General features: G+C 73.3%; 12 protein-coding genes and 1 riboswitch. Of the genes, 3 read left to right on the top strand and 9 right to left on the bottom strand.

Annotated elements, in window-relative coordinates; translation table 11 throughout:
* Positions 1–3: 3 nt before the first annotated feature.
* Positions 4–174, bottom strand: a riboswitch (FMN riboswitch).
* Positions 175–252: 78 nt separating this feature from the next.
* The gene (locus ABZ406_RS24220; RefSeq protein ID WP_357765768.1) at positions 253–1,281 is read right to left on the bottom strand and encodes a response regulator; all 1,029 of its coding nucleotides are present in this window, start codon (positions 1,279–1,281) and stop codon (positions 253–255) included.
* On the bottom strand, positions 1,211–1,891 hold the full coding sequence (gene rpe / locus ABZ406_RS24215) for a ribulose-phosphate 3-epimerase (protein ID WP_357765765.1): 681 nt from the start codon (positions 1,889–1,891) through the stop codon (positions 1,211–1,213). The genes ABZ406_RS24220 and rpe overlap by 71 nt, the downstream gene beginning before the upstream one ends.
* Before the next feature lie 254 nt (positions 1,892–2,145).
* On the opposite strand from rpe, the gene ABZ406_RS24210 reads away from it, so the two are divergent.
* Both ABZ406_RS24210 and ABZ406_RS24205 read left to right on the top strand, forming a co-directional pair.
* On the top strand, positions 2,146–3,036 hold the full coding sequence (locus ABZ406_RS24210) for a septum formation family protein (protein ID WP_357765762.1): 891 nt from the start codon (positions 2,146–2,148) through the stop codon (positions 3,034–3,036).
* A gap of 82 nt (positions 3,037–3,118) precedes the next feature.
* The gene (locus tag ABZ406_RS24205; RefSeq protein WP_357765760.1) at positions 3,119–4,009 is read left to right on the top strand and encodes a septum formation family protein; all 891 of its coding nucleotides are present in this window, start codon (positions 3,119–3,121) and stop codon (positions 4,007–4,009) included.
* Between the two features lie 48 nt (positions 4,010–4,057).
* On the opposite strand, the gene ABZ406_RS24200 is transcribed toward ABZ406_RS24205, so the two are convergent.
* The 4 genes from ABZ406_RS24200 to ABZ406_RS24185 all read right to left on the bottom strand — a co-directional run bounded on the left by ABZ406_RS24200 (position 4,058) and on the right by ABZ406_RS24185 (position 9,494).
* A complete protein-coding gene (locus ABZ406_RS24200; protein WP_357765878.1) occupies positions 4,058–5,536 on the bottom strand; it encodes a transcription antitermination factor NusB in 1,479 nt (492 codons plus the stop codon).
* Entirely contained in the window at positions 5,491–6,417 is a 927-nt protein-coding gene (gene fmt, locus ABZ406_RS24195) for a methionyl-tRNA formyltransferase (RefSeq protein WP_357765757.1), read from the bottom strand. Before fmt ends, ABZ406_RS24200 begins: the two co-directional genes overlap by 46 nt.
* A 5-nt stretch (positions 6,418–6,422) precedes the next feature.
* Positions 6,423–6,980, bottom strand: coding sequence for a peptide deformylase (def, locus tag ABZ406_RS24190; RefSeq protein WP_357765754.1), 558 nt, complete (start codon positions 6,978–6,980; stop codon positions 6,423–6,425).
* 111 nt (positions 6,981–7,091) lie between these two features.
* On the bottom strand, positions 7,092–9,494 hold the full coding sequence (locus ABZ406_RS24185; protein ID WP_357765751.1) for a tetratricopeptide repeat protein: 2,403 nt from the start codon (positions 9,492–9,494) through the stop codon (positions 7,092–7,094).
* A gap of 304 nt (positions 9,495–9,798) precedes the next feature.
* Between ABZ406_RS24185 and ABZ406_RS24180 the strand changes: the two genes are divergently transcribed.
* Positions 9,799–11,079: a hypothetical protein gene (locus ABZ406_RS24180; protein ID WP_357765748.1), complete on the top strand. Its 1,281-nt coding sequence runs from the start codon at positions 9,799–9,801 to the stop codon at positions 11,077–11,079.
* Positions 11,080–11,160: 81 nt separating this feature from the next.
* On the opposite strand, the gene ABZ406_RS24175 is transcribed toward ABZ406_RS24180, so the two are convergent.
* The 3 genes from ABZ406_RS24175 to metK form a co-directional block, all read right to left on the bottom strand.
* The gene (locus ABZ406_RS24175; RefSeq protein ID WP_357765745.1) at positions 11,161–12,144 is read right to left on the bottom strand and encodes an AAA family ATPase; all 984 of its coding nucleotides are present in this window, start codon (positions 12,142–12,144) and stop codon (positions 11,161–11,163) included.
* Positions 12,145–12,401: 257 nt separating this feature from the next.
* On the bottom strand, positions 12,402–14,375 hold the full coding sequence (locus ABZ406_RS24170) for a primosomal protein N' (protein ID WP_357765876.1): 1,974 nt from the start codon (positions 14,373–14,375) through the stop codon (positions 12,402–12,404).
* The gene (metK, locus tag ABZ406_RS24165; protein WP_357765743.1) at positions 14,372–15,565 is read right to left on the bottom strand and encodes a methionine adenosyltransferase; all 1,194 of its coding nucleotides are present in this window, start codon (positions 15,563–15,565) and stop codon (positions 14,372–14,374) included. Before metK ends, ABZ406_RS24170 begins: the two co-directional genes overlap by 4 nt.
* Positions 15,566–15,581 lie beyond the last annotated feature (16 nt).

The following is a 15,581-nucleotide window of genomic DNA, read 5'->3' as shown; positions in this document are numbered from 1 at the left end:
CCCGCGCGCTGTCTCCCATCCGGACTGTCTGGGCGCGGACGAACCGCCCCCAACCGTCGGCCCCGGATTTTCACCAGGTCCACCGGACGACAGAGCCGTCCGGGTCGCGGGCTGACCACGGTTGGACCGTGGATCACCGCCGGTTCGGAATTTCACCGAGTCCCGCCAGCGCGTGGTGGGTACCCCGAAAGTCTTACACGCCGATCCGGCTCCGTCGCTATCTAGGCGAGCTACTTCACAGCCGTATCACGCTCAGGTGACACCGCGACGCCGGTCCACCGCCACGTACGAACCCGGCTGACTCTTGGCCACCGTCTTCATCTCCGACGCCATCGCGATCGCTTCCAGGGGGTCGGAGAACCGCTTGCCGGCGTCGGAGAGGGAGACCCCGATGGAGAGCGTGACCAGCGCCGCCCGCCGGATGTTGCCACGGCGGTCCTTCAACTCGACGAAGCCGCGCTCCCGGTCGGTCGGGTCGTAGAGGGTGTCGGCGGCGTTCTCGAAGTCGACCACCGCCTGGGAGGTCAGCGGGCGCACCTGGTCCGGGGCGCAGACGATGACGAAGTCGTCACCGCCGACGTGGCCGAGGAAGGCCGGTGGCAGCCCGACGCCCACCACCGCCCGGTGCAGGCTGCGGGCCAGCGCGGAGATGAAGTCGTCGCCACGGACGAAGCCGTACCTGTCGTTGACGCTCTTGAACCGGTCGATGTCGACGTAGCCGACCGCGTAGTCCACGCCCTGCCGGACCCGGTCGCTGATCTCCCGGCGAATCCGGCTGTTGCCGGGCAGCCCGGTCAGCGGGGAGACCTCCCGGAACTCCTTGTTGCGGCGCAGCGTGGACGAGACCCGGGCGACCAGTTCGGCGGTGTCGAACGGCTTGACCAGGTAGTCGTCCGCGCCGGCGCTGAGCCCGTGCACCTTGTCGACAGTCATCCCCTTGGCCGTCAACATGATCACCGGAAGGGCCGAGGTCATCGGGTCGGCGCGCAGCCGCCGGGTCAGCTCCAGCCCGTCGATGCGGGGCATCATGAGGTCGACCACCGCGAGATCCGGTCGCTGGCGCTCGATGACCTCCAACGCCTCCTGGCCGTCGCTGGCGTGGATCACGTCGAAGCCGTGCAGCCGCAGGTTGAACTCGACGAAACGAGCGATGTCCTCGTCGTCGTCCACGACGAGAATGATGTCCTTGCGATCGGCCTCGGGCTCCACCTCAGGCCCCGGGAGCCGCGCGTTCCGCCAGTGCCCGCAGGTGCCGTACCGCCTCCGCCGGGTCGGCGGCACCGTAGACGGCGGTGCCGGCCACGAACGCGTCGGCGCCAGCGGCGGCGGCCTGCTCGATGGTGTCGGCGGCGATTCCCCCGTCGACCTCGATGCGCAACTCCAGGTGCCCGGCCGACACGTGCCGCCGGGCCGTCCGCACCTTGTCGAGCAGCTGCGGAAGGAACCGCTGCCCACCGAAGCCCGCCTTGATCGTCATGATCAGCAGGGTGTCGAAGCTGGGCAGCAGGTCCAGGTAGGGCTCGATCGGGGTGTCCCGGTCGATGGCCAGGCCCGCCTTCGCGCCGGCCGAGCGCAGGTCCTTGGCCAGGGCCACCGGGTCGTCGGACGCCTCCGCGTGGAAGGTGACGTTGTACGCCCCGGCGTCGGCGTACCCGGGGGCCCACCGGCGCGGGTCCTCGATCATCAGGTGCACGTCGAAGGGCATCGCCGTGACAGCCCGCAGGCTCTGCACCACGGGCAGCCCGATAGTCAGGTTCGGCACGAAATGGTTGTCCATCACGTCGACGTGCAACCAGTCCGCGGCGTCCTCGACGGCACGGACTTCTTCGGCGAGGCGGGCGAAATCGGCGGCCAGGATGCTCGGCGCGACGATCGGCGGCGGTACGGTCACCGGGCCAGTGTACGAACGTGGCGACCCGCCACCCGCATCGCGCCACCTTTGGGAACGCGGTGTGATCCAGCAGTGACCAGTGGTGCAGAATTGGACGCTCCGGACCCCCGAATCCGGACGAACAGACGACAGCGACTGGCCGATCGACGGAAACGCGACGACACTCCAACCGGGACGGTGCCGTAGGCTGCACGCCCGCCGGGGTCTCGCCGCGGGGCGCGGTGACCGGCCGCCAGCTCCCGGGAGGGCGGACGATGCGACGGTGGCTTCCAGCGCTGGTGCTGGCCGGCGTCACCATGATGCTGCTGGCCGGCTGCGCGCCGGCGCGCGGCGCGGACGGTGATCTCACCGACGACTGGCCGACGCTGCGGGTGCCGAAGTCGTTCACCCCCGCCACCGACACCTGCCTGCCACGCATCGCCACAGTCGTCCAGGCCAGCACGTACGAGACGGTGGACTGCGCCCGCAACCACCTGGCCGAGACCATCCACGTCGGCACCTTCGTCGGGCCCGACGCGCTGACCGAGGCCCGACCGGCACCCGGATCGGCGGCGCTGCGCACGGCTCGCGCCGAGTGCGACCAGCGGGCCCGGCAGGTGCTCGGCGGCGACTGGCACACGGCCCGACTCGCGCTCTCCCTCGCGCTGCCGTCGGCGCCCGCCTGGGCCGGCGGCGCCCGCTGGTTCCGCTGCGACCTCAGCGAGACCGGCAGCATCGACAACACCCGCCCGGTGAACCGCACCGGCAGCCTGCGCGGCGCGTTGATCGGCGACTCGCCACTGACGCACCGCTGCTTCGACCCCAAGCTGATCGGCGACAACCTCAACTACATGGCGCCGGTGCTCTGCACCGAACCGCACCGCGCCGAGTTCGTGGGCGTCTACGAGGAGCGGGACATGAGCTGGGCGGAGTTCGCCAAGTCCGCCGAGCAGGCGCACCGCCGGTGCATGGCGCTGATCGCCGAGTACGCGGCGGTGCCCAACAACAGCGAGCTGCCGTACCGGGCCGGGTCCATCTACTACCCCCCGTCGCAGCGGGAGTGGGAGGAGGGCGACCGTGGCGTGCGCTGTTTCCTGTGGAGCGACGACCGTAAACTCGCCCGCTCGATGCGCGGCGCCGGCCCCGAGGGACTGCCCGCGATCTGAGCATCGGTGCCGTATGCTGCTGCGCCGTGGCGCTACCTACCGGCGGGGTCCGGTCGGAGGCCACCAGCGGCGGGAGGTCGGGATGCGACGGTGGTTGGCGGCGTTCGCCGCAGGCGGGGCACTGGTCCTGGCTCTGGCCGGATGCGGCGCACCCGTCGGGGTCGACAGTGACCTCGTCGACGACTGGCCGGCGCCGGTCGCGGCGCAGCAGTTCGTCCCCGCCGCCGACGTCTGCCACCACAGCTCCCAGCAGGTCGGCTTCCTGACCGGCTACAACCCGACGGCGTGCACCGAGGCGCACCGGGTGGAAACCATGCACGTCGGCACCCTCACCGGCCGGGGCGCGGAGGGCGGCACGCCCCCAGCGCCCGGTTCGGCGGGCATGCGGGCCGCGCAGGCCGGGTGCGACACGGCGGTGAACAAGGCGGTCGGCGCCGACTGGCGTTCCGGGCGGCTCGGCGTGACAGTGGTGCTGCCGTCGCCGCAGGCCTGGTCCGGCGGGGCCCGCTGGTACCGCTGCGACGTCACCGAGATCGCCAGCATCGACGACACGGCTGTCGACCTGCGCACCGGCAGCCTCCGGGGCACGCTGTCCGGCGCGGCCCCGCTGGCGTACCGCTGCTTCAACCCGAAGTTGGTCAAGGACGACATCGAGGAGATGGTGCCGGCCTCCTGCACGGCCAAGCACCACGCCGAGTTCGTCGGCATCTGGCAGGCCCCGGACGTCAGCTACGCGGAGTTCACCCGCGGCGTGAAGCGGACCCACCGGGCCTGCCAGACGAAGATCGCCACGTACGCCAAGGTCCCGAACAACTCCCAGCTCGACTTCCGGGCCGGGACGATCTACTACCAGCCGTACGAGGAGGAGTGGCGCAACGGCAACCGGGGCGTCCAGTGCTTCCTCTGGATCTCCGACCGGAACCTGACCCGCTCGATGAAGAACGCCGGCACCAAGGGCCTCCCGGTCACCTGATCCACAGCGTCCGGCCGGTCGGGTGACCGGCCGGACGCGCGGATCGGATCAGCCTCGGCGCAGGACGGCGAGGAACATCGCGTCGGTGCCGTGCCGGTGCGGCCAGAGCTGCACTGTCGGCCCGTCACCGAGACCGGGCATGCCGGCCGGCAGCAACGGGCGGGCGTCCACGAAGTCCACCGCAACCCCGCTACGGCGCGCCGCCTCGGTGACCGTCACGTGCGTCTCAACCGTGTGCGGTGAGCAGGTGACGTAGGCGACCAGGCCACCCGGGCGGACCGCCCGCAGGGCCGCGCCGAGCAACTCCCGTTGCAACCGGGTCAGCGGCGGCAGGTCGGACGGCTGGCGACGCCAGCGCGACTCCGGCCGACGACGCAGCGAGCCCAGCCCCGTGCACGGCGCGTCCACGAGCACCCTGTCGAAGTGCTGCTCCGGCAGCTTCGGGTCGCCGCCGACCTCACGGCCGTCCATCGTCAGTACGGCCACCGGCAGGTCCCGGGTCGCCAGCGACACCAGCCGGGCCCGGTGCTCGGCCACCTCGACCGCTGTCACCCGGGCACCCCGCTGCGCGGCCAGCGCGCCGAGCAGCCCGGCCTTGCCACCCGGGCCGGCGCACAGGTCCAGCCAACGCCCGTCCGGCCCGTCCAGCGGTGCGGCGGCAAGCGCGGCGGCCACCAACTGGGAGCCCTCGTCCTGCACGTGGGCACGGCCGTCGACCACCGCCGGGATGTCGCCCGGCGCGCCGCCGGGCAGATAGACGGCGTACGGCGAGAACGCCCCCGGCGCACCGCCGACCTGGTCGGCCAACTCGATCGGGTCGATCAGCCCCGGCCGGGCGCAGAGGTGCACCGGCGGGCGCTCGTTGTCCTCGATCAGGAGGCGTTCCGTCTCACCCAGATCGCCGTCGAGCGCCTCGGAGAAGGCCCGCACGATCCACTGCGGATGGCTGTACGCCAATGCGAGGTGACCCACCGGGTCGGTCTCCATCGGTGGGGCCAGCTTCGCCACCCAGGCGTCCGCGTCACGGCTGGACACCTCGCGCAGCACCGCGTTGGCGAAGCCGGTGGCGCCGGGTGCGACCGACCGGACCAGGTCGACGGTCGACGACACCGCGGCGTGCGCCGGCACGCGGGTGTGCAGGAGTTGGTACGCCCCGAGCCGCAGCGCGTCGCGTACCGGCGGGTCGATCCGGGCCACGTCCCGGCCGGCCGCGTCGGTCAGGATCGCGTCCAACGTGCCCAGGTGGCGCAGGGTGCCGTAGGTCAGCTCGGTGGCGAAGGCCGCGTCCCGCCCGAACAGCCCCTCCTCGCGCAGGATGAGGGGTAGCACCAGGTTGGCGAACGCGTCGTCCCGGTGCACCGCCGCCACCGCCTCGTACGCGGCGCGGCGCGGTCGGTCCATCGGTGGTCGGACCGGGCGGCGGTCCCCGCTACGGCCGGTCGACGGGCCGGAGCGCGTCGGGCGTGTTCCCTCGGGGGCTGTCACGCGAAGTCCTCTCCAGTGCCGACCCGGACGCCGCGCGCCCAGTCGGTGGCGTTCATGGCCCGCTTGCCCGCGGCCCGGACCTCGCCGAGACGCACCGGCACTGTCGCCGTGCCGGCCAGGACACGGGCCTTCTCCACGAGCAGCTCCCCCGGCTTCAGCTCGGGGCCGTCCGGCACCGGGACGACCGGGCCGAGCTTCACCCGCTCGTCGCGGAAGGTGGTCCAGCCGCCGGGCGCGGGGGTGCAGGCCCGGATCCGCCGATCCACGGCGAAGGCCGGGTCGTTCCAGCGCACCCGCGCGTCGTCGACTGTCAGCTTCGGCGCCAGCGAGACCCCGGCGGCCGGCTGCGGCTCGGCGCGGGCGGTGCCGTCGTCGATCGCGTCGAGCACCGCCACCAGCAGACCGGCGCCGGAGTCGGCGAGCCGCCCCAGCAGGTCACCCGAGGTGTCGGTGGCGCGGATCTCGTCGGTGAGCGTGCCGTAGACCGGGCCGGTGTCCAGGCCCTCCTCCAACTGGAAGACGCTGGCCCCGGTCAGCTCGTCGCCGTGCAGCACGGCGTGCTGCACGGGCGCGGCACCCCGCCAGGCGGGCAGCAGCGAGAAGTGCAGGTTGATCCACCCGTGCTCGGGGATCTCCAGGGCCGCCGGCGGCACCAGCGCGCCGTACGCGACCACTGGCACGCAGGCCGGCGCCAGCTCGCGCAGCCGGTCGAGGAACTCCGGGTCACGGGGACGGGTCGGAGTGAGCACCTCGACGCCGTGCTCGTCGGCCCACGCGCCCACCGGGGAGCGGGCCAGACCCCTTCCGCGCCCGGCGGGGGCGTCGGGCCGGGTGACCACGGCCACCAGCTCGTGTCGGGAGGCGGCGACGGCGGCCAGGGCCGCAACGGCGACGGCCGGCGTACCGGCGAAGATCACGCGCATCCGGGTCAGCGCCCCAGACCGAAGGGGTCGCTGATGTGCGGGCTGAGCTTGACGGTGGGCGGGGCCGCCCCGTCGTACCACTCGGCCTGGCGGATCGCCTTCATGGCTTCCTTGCGGCCCTCCTGGTCCAGTCGGTCCAGGAAGAGCACCCCGTCGAGGTGGTCGGTCTCGTGCTGCACGCAGCGCGCCATCAGGCCGGTGCCGACGATCTGCATGGGGTCGCCGAACGAGGTGAAGCCCTTGGCGACGACGTTCTGCCGACGCTTGGTGTCGAAGTAGAGCCCGGGGATCGACAGGCAGCCCTCGGGGCCGTCCTGTTCCTCCTCGTCGGGGAACTCCAGCACCGGGTTGATCAGGTGCCCGAGGACGTCGTCGACGTCGAAGGTGAACACCCGCAGGCTCACACCGAGTTGCGGCGCGGCCAGGCCGGCGCCGTTCTGCTCACGCATCGTGTCGGTGAGGTCGGCGACGAGACGACGGAGCTCGGCATCGAAGCTGACCACCGGATCGGCCGGCGTGCGCAGCACCGGATCCCCAAACAGACGGATGGGCTGGACGGTCACGCGGGACGGCTCCTTCTTCTGGACGGACGAGCGGTGCCGTACCAGTCTACGGAGTGCCCGGTCACCCGCCGGGCGGCGCACCTCGACCAACCACCGCCGGTGTGCCCGGCGTCACCGGCGGGCACACCGGACCAACAGGTCACGCACCCGCTCGGCGTCCGGGTGACCGAGATCATCGAAGATGCCCAGGGCACGGCGCCAGGTACGTGCGGCACCCTCCGCGTCGCCCACCGCCTGCCGGCTCCCACCGAGCCGGGAGAGGGTGTCCGCCTCGTCGTAGCGGTCACTGACCCGCCGGTACAGCCCGATCGCCCGCTGGAAACAGCGGATCGCCGCCCCGTGGTCGCCCAGCCGGGCGTGGATGAAGCCGAGGCTGTCCCAGGTGTTCGCCTCACCGTGCCGGTCACCTGTCGTCCGCAGCAGCGCCAGCGCCTCCCGACAGTGCGCGAGCGCCGGCTCGTACTGGCCGAGCTGGGCGTGCGCCCACCCGACCGCGTTGCGGGCGCTGGCTTCCCCGGCGACGTGCCCGGCAGCCCGGTAGAGCGTCAGGGCGCGCTCGCTCTGCTCCAGCGACTCGGCGTGCCGGCCGAGCCCGTCGAGCATCGCGCCGAACGCCCGGTGGGTGCGCGCCTGCCCGGTGTGGTCACCCAGCTCCGCGAAGATCATCAGGGCCTGCCGGTAGTTCCTCGCCGCCTCGTTCACCCGACCCAGTCGGGACAGCACCCGGGCGAGGTCCCGGTGGGCGTTCGCCTGCCCGGGTCGATCGCCGGCCCGCTGCGCCCCGGCCAGGGCGTTCCGCTGCGCCACGGCCAGGTCCGGCCAACGCCCCCGGCGTTGCAGGAAGTCGACCAGCGTCCAGGCCAACTGCCAGGCGTGGCCGTCGAACCCGGCCCGCCCCGCGTGGGTGACCGCCGCCAGCAGCACCGGGTACTCGACGCCGAACCAGGCGAGCGCCTCGCTGAGGTCGGCGATCTCCTCGGGCACCACACCGGCCGCGGCGGCGGCGAGGGTGACCGGGTCCCGCCCCGGTTGCAGAAGCAGCGCCGCCGCGTGCGCGGTGTGCAGGTAGTGGTCCAGCCCACGCCGGATCGCGTCCCGCCGAACCTGCGCCGGTTCGAGACGTTCGACCTGCTGGGCCGCGTACGCCCGGAGCAGGTCGTGCGCGCCGAACCGGCCGGGAGCGTGCTCGGTGACGAGGTGCGCGTGGGCCAGCTCCGCCAACAGTCGGGGCACCCGGGCCCGGGGCAGCCCGGCGAGGCTGGCCGCCGCCGCGAACCCGATGTCCGGTCCGGGATGGCAGCCGAAGAGCCGGAACAGGCGTGCCGCCTCCGGCGTCAGGCTCCGGTACGACCAGGAGAAGACGGCCTGCACGTCGGCGCCGGCGTCCCCGCCGTCGAACGAGTCCAGTGGTCGCGGCGACGCCCGCAGTTCGGCAGCGAGGGCGGCCAGCGGGAAGGTCGGCTTCTCGGCGCCCCTCGCGGCGAGCACGGCAAGCGCCAGCGGCAGCCGGGCGCACCGCTCGATGATCTCGTCCACCGCCTGCGGTTCGGCCGCCAACCGGTCCGTGCCGAGCCGGCGGGCCAGGAGTTGCCAGGCCTCGGCGGTGCTGAGCAGGTCGACACCGATCGGCCGGGCGCCCTCGGCGGTGATGAGGCCGGCGAGCCGGTTGCGGCTGGTGACCAGGACCAGGCAGTGCGGGCTGCCGACCAGCAGGGGCCGGATCTGGTCGGCGTCGCGGGCATTGTCCAGCAGCACCAGCATCCGACGATCGGCGAGCAGGCTGCGGTAGAGGCCCACCTGCGCGGGCAGGTGGGTGGGGATGCGTTCGGGCGGCACCTCAAGGGCCTCCAGGAAACCGCGAACCGCCTCGGCGGGCGTCACCACCGTTCCGGTGGAGTCGAACCCGCGCAGGTCGACGTAGAGCTGGCCGTCCGGGAAGCGATCGGCGACCCGGTGCGCCCAGGTGACGGCGAGGGTCGTCTTGCCGACCCCGGCCGTGCCGGACAACGTCATGACGGTGACCGACGCCCTGCCGTCGTCCCCGGACGCCGCGGCGCCGGCGCATCCGGCATCGAGCTGCGCGAGGTGGGCCGCACGTCCGACGAACCCGGGCAGCGCCGGGGGTAGTTGGCGAGGCACCGGGAACCGGGGGGACGGCGGGCCGGAGCGCGGCCCGGCGGCCCTGGCCCGAGCGACAGCCCGCCCGGCGGTCGCGTGGTCCCGGTTCGGGCGTCGACGGCGCTCCTCGACCCGGTCCCGCGCGGTGGCCAGCACCCCCTGTTCCGCGGGGGTCGCCCCGAGCAGTCGGATGAGGGCGTCGAACCGCTCCGGCGGCGGCAGGATGTTGCCGGCGAAGTACTCCCCGATGATCCCGCGCGACCAGCCGGTCTTCGCGGCCAGCTGCCGGTACGTCAGCAGCGTCTCGCCCTGCTGCCGGGCCTCGCGGCGGCGCAGCTGGCGCAGCAGTCCGGCCAGCTCGGGAAGTGTCTGCGCCTCGGCACCCGCGCCGGCCACCTCGAACGCGTGGGGCGACCCGTGTGACGTCTGACGAGTGTCGGAAGGTACCCACTGGTCGGACATGCGGCCCCCGCCCCGGCCATCCGGCCCCCCCGGATGCGCACGGGCAGGGTAATTCCGGCCCCTCGCGACTCGATAGACAGGTGCCAATGTTTGACAGTTCCACTGCGGACCGTCACCAGTCCGACGCCGTCCAACGGTGTCCAGCCCCGTCCAGGATCCGCGGCACCCGGCGGACGCCCCTGCGACCGTCCTGGTGCGGGCCCGGCCCGCTCCACGTTCCCTGGGGGAAGAGGTACCCATGATCCGTCCACACCAGACCACCCGACGCCCCGTGTCGATGCTGCGTCGCGTCGCCGTCACCGCCATCGGTCTCACGCTGCTCGCCGCCGGCGTGACCGCCGCCCCGGCCGCCGCCGCCCCGGGCGGCAAGGCTCCCACCACCGGATCCTTCGTCGACAGCACACCGGTCCCCGGCGGCTTCGCCTCCTGGTCGGAACTGCTCCGGGTGCAGCAGCGCATGAACACCGCCGCCGCCCAGATCACCAACGCGGCGCAGCGCAGCGCCGCCTCCGGCTTCGCCGGCATCGTCGCCGACCCCACCACCCACCACCTCCAGGTCTACTGGAAGGGCCAACCGCCGGCCAACCTGGTGGCCAACGCCCGGGCCATCGTCGCCACCCAGGTGCTGCCGGCCGCGTACTCGCAGCGGGAACTCCTTGCCGCGGCCGATCGGCTGCGGGCCAGGGCCGGCAACGAGATCACCACGGTCGGGCCGCGGGCCGACGGCGCCGGCCTTCTCGTCGGCACGCAGGACGGGCTGCTCGGCGCGACGGCCCTGGCCGGCGTGCCGGTGACAGTGCAGACCAGGGTCGCCGCCGCGCCCGCGACCCGGTGGGACGACACCGCGCCGTGGTGGGGCGGCGCAGCCTGGCGCAACGCCACCACCGGCGGCGGCTGCTCGACCGGGTTCGGGGTCTTCCAGGGCGGGTCCGCCCGGATCCTCTCCGCCGCACACTGCGGCAACATCAACAACGCCGCGACCGACCCGACCGGGCAGTCGATGGGCATCGTCGGCACCCGCAACGCCGGCACGGACACCCTGCTGCTGTCCGGCGCCTCGGGAGGCCGCGTCTTCAACAACAGCACCGACGCGAACGGCAACGTGGTCAGTGAGTTCAGCAACCAGGTGATCGGCGCGTCGGCCAGCCAGGTCGGCAACTGGGTGTGCACCTCCGGCGCGTACTCCGGCACCCGCTGCTCGATCCAGGTGAAGGCCCGCAACCTCTGCATCAACGTGCGCGACTTCGGCCAGGTCTGTGGGCAGGTCCAGGCCGAGAACACCACCCACACCAACGCCGTCGGTCAGGGTGACAGCGGCGGCCCGGTGGAGATCGTGAACGCGGCGAACACGCTCCAGGTGTGGGCGACCGGCACCAACACCGCAATCGACGACACCAACACGTCGACGGACTGTACCGGTTACCGGCCCACCGGCCGGGTCTGCGCCTGGCGGTTCTACTACGAGGACATCTTCTCCGGCATGGCAGGCGTCGGCGCCTCGGGCGTCGTCCTCGGCTGAGCCGCACCAGCGATCGACCGAGCTACTCGGTGGCCGGGCCGGTGCGCGTACCCCGCGCGTCGGCCCGGCCTCACGCCGGGTTCAGACGCTGGCGCCCGGGTCCCCGGCGAGCACCGCGTCACCACGGAGCAGCGCCGGCTCGGGCAGCGGCAGGTGGATCTTGTGTGCCGCCTCCCAGTCGTAGATCAGCCCGGGGCGCACCTGGGCCGCGAAGTAGTCGATCGCGGTCATCCCACCCACGACCGGCTCGTCGACCTCGGCGACCAACTGGGCGGGAACCAGGGAGAACCCGTTCTGCAGGGCGGCGCTGAGACGGCGGTGACCGTCGACGACGAAGAAGTACTCCCCGGTGAAGCCGATCTTCAGCGGTTCGAGGGTCTCGTCGCCGCCCTCGGCGACGTCACCGACGAAGTCGGTGTCCCACAGACCCCGCAGGGTGGCGATGTCCTCGGTCGGGTAGACCCGGGCCGGGTCCAGGAGCAGCAGCGGCGGCGCGTCGCGCAGCACCTCGGCGCCGAGCGTGCCCTCGTACGCGGCCACGATGTGCTCGATCACCTCGGCGGCGGACGCCCGGGTGGTGTCGCAGATCAGGTCGTAGTTGCGCAGGCGGGCCTTGTCCACCCCGTACCTGATGATGAACCGGCTTCGCTCGCTCGCGCTGCGCTCCCGGAGCTTGGCCTTGGCCTCCTCCAGGGAGGCGTAGCTCTCCGCCGGGCCGGACGGGCGGGCGAGCACGCGACGGGCCGCCTCACCCGGCTCGGTGATCATGTGCACCTTGAGCGCGTCGGTGAAGAAGTGCCAGGCCAACCGGGAGTCCATGATGAGGCGCTCACCGGAGGCGGCGATGTTGCGCTGAAGCTGGTCGACGTACCCGTCGACGGCCTGGTCGAGCTCGGCGTGCAGGTTGAGCTGCAACGCGGTCATCTGCCGCTGCTGCGCCATCTCCCGGTAGAGGTCCCCCACGCTCACCCGGCGCATGGCGAGCCGCTTGGCGATCTCGACCGACACGGTGCTCTTGCCGCTGCCGAGGTCGCCGTTGAAGACGATCGATTGTCCAACGGTCACGACTGGTCCACCCCTGATCACCGGCTCATTGAATTCATCGACCTCGCGCCCGACGAACGCGCTCCCGCCATCGTCGCGCCATCCCGCGGCGACCCCAGCTCGGCGCGGCTGACGCTCCGTCGCGACCTGGAGCCCGTCGTACGCCACAGCATGACGGGCGATGCTACCACTCGGACGCCACCGTTCCGCCGGACGCGGTGTGCGAGGGGGCACCCCGGCCGGCGACGTCCGCCACGCTCGGCACCGGCCGAAACGACTCAGAACAGGCTCAGCGGATCGACCTGGAGACGAACCGGATCGGCGGCCTTGCGGGCGGCCCGAGCGCCGGCGGCCGAGTGCAACGCCTCGGCGAGAGCTGCCGCCCGGGCCCGGGGCACCCGGACCAGCATCCGCTCCCGGCCCTCCTCGGCCGGCACCGGCCCGAGCACCTCGGCGTCGTCCGGCAGGCGGGCCGCCGCCAGCAGGTCCGCCACCGCCTCGGCCGCCCCGGTGACGCTCGCCATCCGCACGGCCGGTGGGAAACCCAGCTCACGGCGCTCGGCCAGCTCCCGACCGGCGAACCACCCGGCGTCCCAGCGCAGCAGCGCCTGCACCGGGGCGAGCGCGCCGTCGGCGACCACCACCACCCGACCGTCCGGCGCCGGCCGGGCCAACGCCGCCGCCGCCAGCCAGCGGCGCAGTGCCTCCTCGCCGGCGCGCAGGTCGGCCCGGGTCAACAGGGCCCACGAGTCCAACAGCAGCACCGCGCCGTAGCCGCCCTCGGCGACCGGCTCGGCGCCCGGGGTGGCCACCACCAGGGCGGCACCGCCCGGCACGTCGGTGAGCACCTCCTCGCGCCCGGAGGTCCGCACCGTGACGCCGGGGAACGCCCTGCCCAGCTCCTCGGCGGTCCGCCGGGCACCTGTCACCGCGGCCCGCAGCCGCCGCCCCCCACACTCCGGGCAGGCGTACGCGGCCGCCACCCGCGCGCACCACCGGCAGGCCGGTATGCCGCCGGCCGAGGGCAGCGCGAGGGGACCCGCGCAGTGCGCGCACCGGGCCGGGGTGCGGCACTCGGCGCAGGAGATCGACGGCAGGTAGCCGCGCCGGGGCACCTGCACCAGCACCGGCAGGTCCTGCCGGAGCGCGTCGCGGGCCGCCGTCCAGGCCAGGCTGGGCAGCCGGGCGGTGGCGGCCCCGGGGTCCCGGGCCAGTTGCGGATCGTCCCCGGTCGGCGCGATGGCCGGGATGCGCGCGCGGACGGTGCCCCGGTCGGCGACCACCTCCGGGGCCCAGCCGGTTTCCACCAGCAGCTGCGCCTCGGCCGTCCGGGCGTACCCGCCGACCAGCGCGCCGGCCTCGGCGAGGTGGGCGCGGGTGAGCAGCACGTCGCGGGCGTGCGGGTAGGGGGCCCGGGGCTCGGAGTGCAGGTCGTCACCGTCGTCCCAGATGGCGACGAGGCCGAGCCGGGCCACCGGGGCGAACATCGCCGCCCGGGTGCCGATCACCACCGGCACCAGCCCACGCCGAGCGGCGAGGAAGGCCCGGTAACGCCGAGCCGGGCCGAGCGCGGCGGCGAGACTGACGTGCCGACCCGGGCCGAGCACGGCGGTGAGCGCGGCGTCGAGGCGGTCGAGGTCACGCGCGTCGGGCACCACGACCACAGCGCCGCGCCCACCGGCGACGGTGGCCGCCACCGCGTCGGCGTACCGGGCCGCCCAGTCCTCACCGGGCAGCGCCGACCAGACCGCGCGGGGTGCCCGGCCGTCGACGAGCGCCCGCAACAGGGCCGGGCCGGTCGGATAGTCGTGCCACCCGCGCGGGTCGACCGCTGCGGTGGGGGTCTCCGGGGCAGGCTGGTCGTCGCGGGGTTCCTTCTCCATCCGCGCGTGCCGGGGCGGCACGGCGAGCCGGAGCACGTCGGCGAGGCTGCCGGCGTACCTGTCGGCGACCGCCCGGGCCAGCCGGACGATCTCGGGGGCCAGCACCGGCTCCGGCGAGACCACCTTCTCCAGGTACGCGAGGCGGCCGGTGTGCCCGGAGTCGTCGGCGCGCGACAGCAGCCACCCGTCGACGAGTTGCCCGGCGAAGCGCACCTTCACCCGGGTGCCGGGCACCGCCACCTCGTCCAGCTCCGCCGGCACCAGGTAGTCGAACGGCCGGTCCAGGTGCGCCAACCCGACGTCCACACAGACGCGCGCGACCGGCGACCCGTCCGCGGGTCGCCGGTCGCTACGCTTGGTGACGGTCAGGCTCCTGCGGCCGACTTGAGGTCGGCGGCCCGGTCGGTGCTCTCCCAGGTCAGGTCCGGCAGCTCCCGGCCGAAGTGGCCGTACGCGGCGGTCTGCTGGTAGATCGGGCGGAGCAGGTTGAGGTCCCGGATGATCGCGGCCGGGCGCAGATCGAACACCTCGGAGACGGCCTTCTCGATCGAGGACACGGGAACGGTCTCGGTGCCGAACGTCTCGATGAAGAGGCTCACCGGGTGCGCCTTGCCGATGGCGTAGGCGACCTGCGCCTCGCACCGCTCGGCCAGGCCGGCGGCGACCACGTTCTTGGCCACCCAACGCATCGCGTACGCGGCCGAGCGGTCCACCTTGGACGGGTCCTTGCCGGAGAACGCGCCGCCACCGTGACGGGCGTACCCGCCGTAGGTGTCGACGATGATCTTGCGGCCGGTCAGGCCGGCGTCACCCATCGGGCCGCCGATCTCGAACCGACCGGTCGGGTTGACCAGCAGCCGGTAGCCGTCGGTGTCGAGGCCGAGGCTCTCCAGCTCCGGGGCGATCACGTGGTCGCGCACGTCGGGGGTGAGCAGCGAGTCCAGTGAGATGTCGGCAGCGTGCTGGCTGGACACGACCACCGTGTTCAGCCGGACCGGGCGCAGCCCCTCGTACTCGATGGTGACCTGGGTCTTGCCGTCCGGCCGCAGGTACGGGATCGTGCCGTCCTTGCGGACCGCCGAGAGGCGGCGGGCCAGCCGGTGGGCGAGCGCGATCGGCAGCGGCATCAGCTCGGGCGTCTCCGAGCACGCGAAGCCGAACATCATGCCCTGGTCGCCGGCGCCCTGCGCGTCGAGCGCGCTCTCCGACGCGCCGGTCCGCAGCTCGAAGGCGTTGTCCACACCCTGCGCGATGTCCTCGGACTGGGCGCCGATGGAGACGCTGACTCCGCAGGAGGCGCCGTCGAAGCCCTTCTTCGACGAGTCGTAGCCGATGTCGAGGATGGTCCGGCGGACGATCGTCGGGATGTCGGCGTACGCCTTGGTGGTCACCTCGCCGGCGATGTGCACCTGACCGGTGGTGATCAAGGTTTCCACTGCCACCCGGCTGTGGGGGTCCTCGGTCAGCAGCGCATCGAGGATGCCATCGCTGATCTGGTCGGCGATCTTGTCCGGGTGGCCTTCCGTGACCGATTCGGACGTGAAGAGACGGCGTGTCACGGCACTCCTAAGCGTG

The organism is Micromonospora sp. NPDC005710 (assembly GCF_040630995.1).
Lineage (GTDB): Bacteria > Actinomycetota > Actinomycetes > Mycobacteriales > Micromonosporaceae > Micromonospora.
This window is presented reverse-complemented; position numbering and strand designations above follow the sequence as displayed.

Bases quoted from the DNA above. Each gene is read 5' to 3' on its own strand.
- ABZ406_RS24210 (WP_357765762.1), top strand. From the start codon at position 2,146: ATGCGACGGTGGCTTCCAGCGCTGGTGCTGGCCGGCGTCACCATGATG.
- ABZ406_RS24180 (WP_357765748.1), top strand. From the start codon at position 9,799: ATGATCCGTCCACACCAGACCACCCGACGCCCCGTGTCGATGCTGCGT.
- ABZ406_RS24205 (WP_357765760.1), top strand. From the start codon at position 3,119: ATGCGACGGTGGTTGGCGGCGTTCGCCGCAGGCGGGGCACTGGTCCTG.
- fmt (WP_357765757.1), bottom strand. From the start codon at position 6,417: ATGCGCGTGATCTTCGCCGGTACGCCGGCCGTCGCCGTTGCGGCCCTG.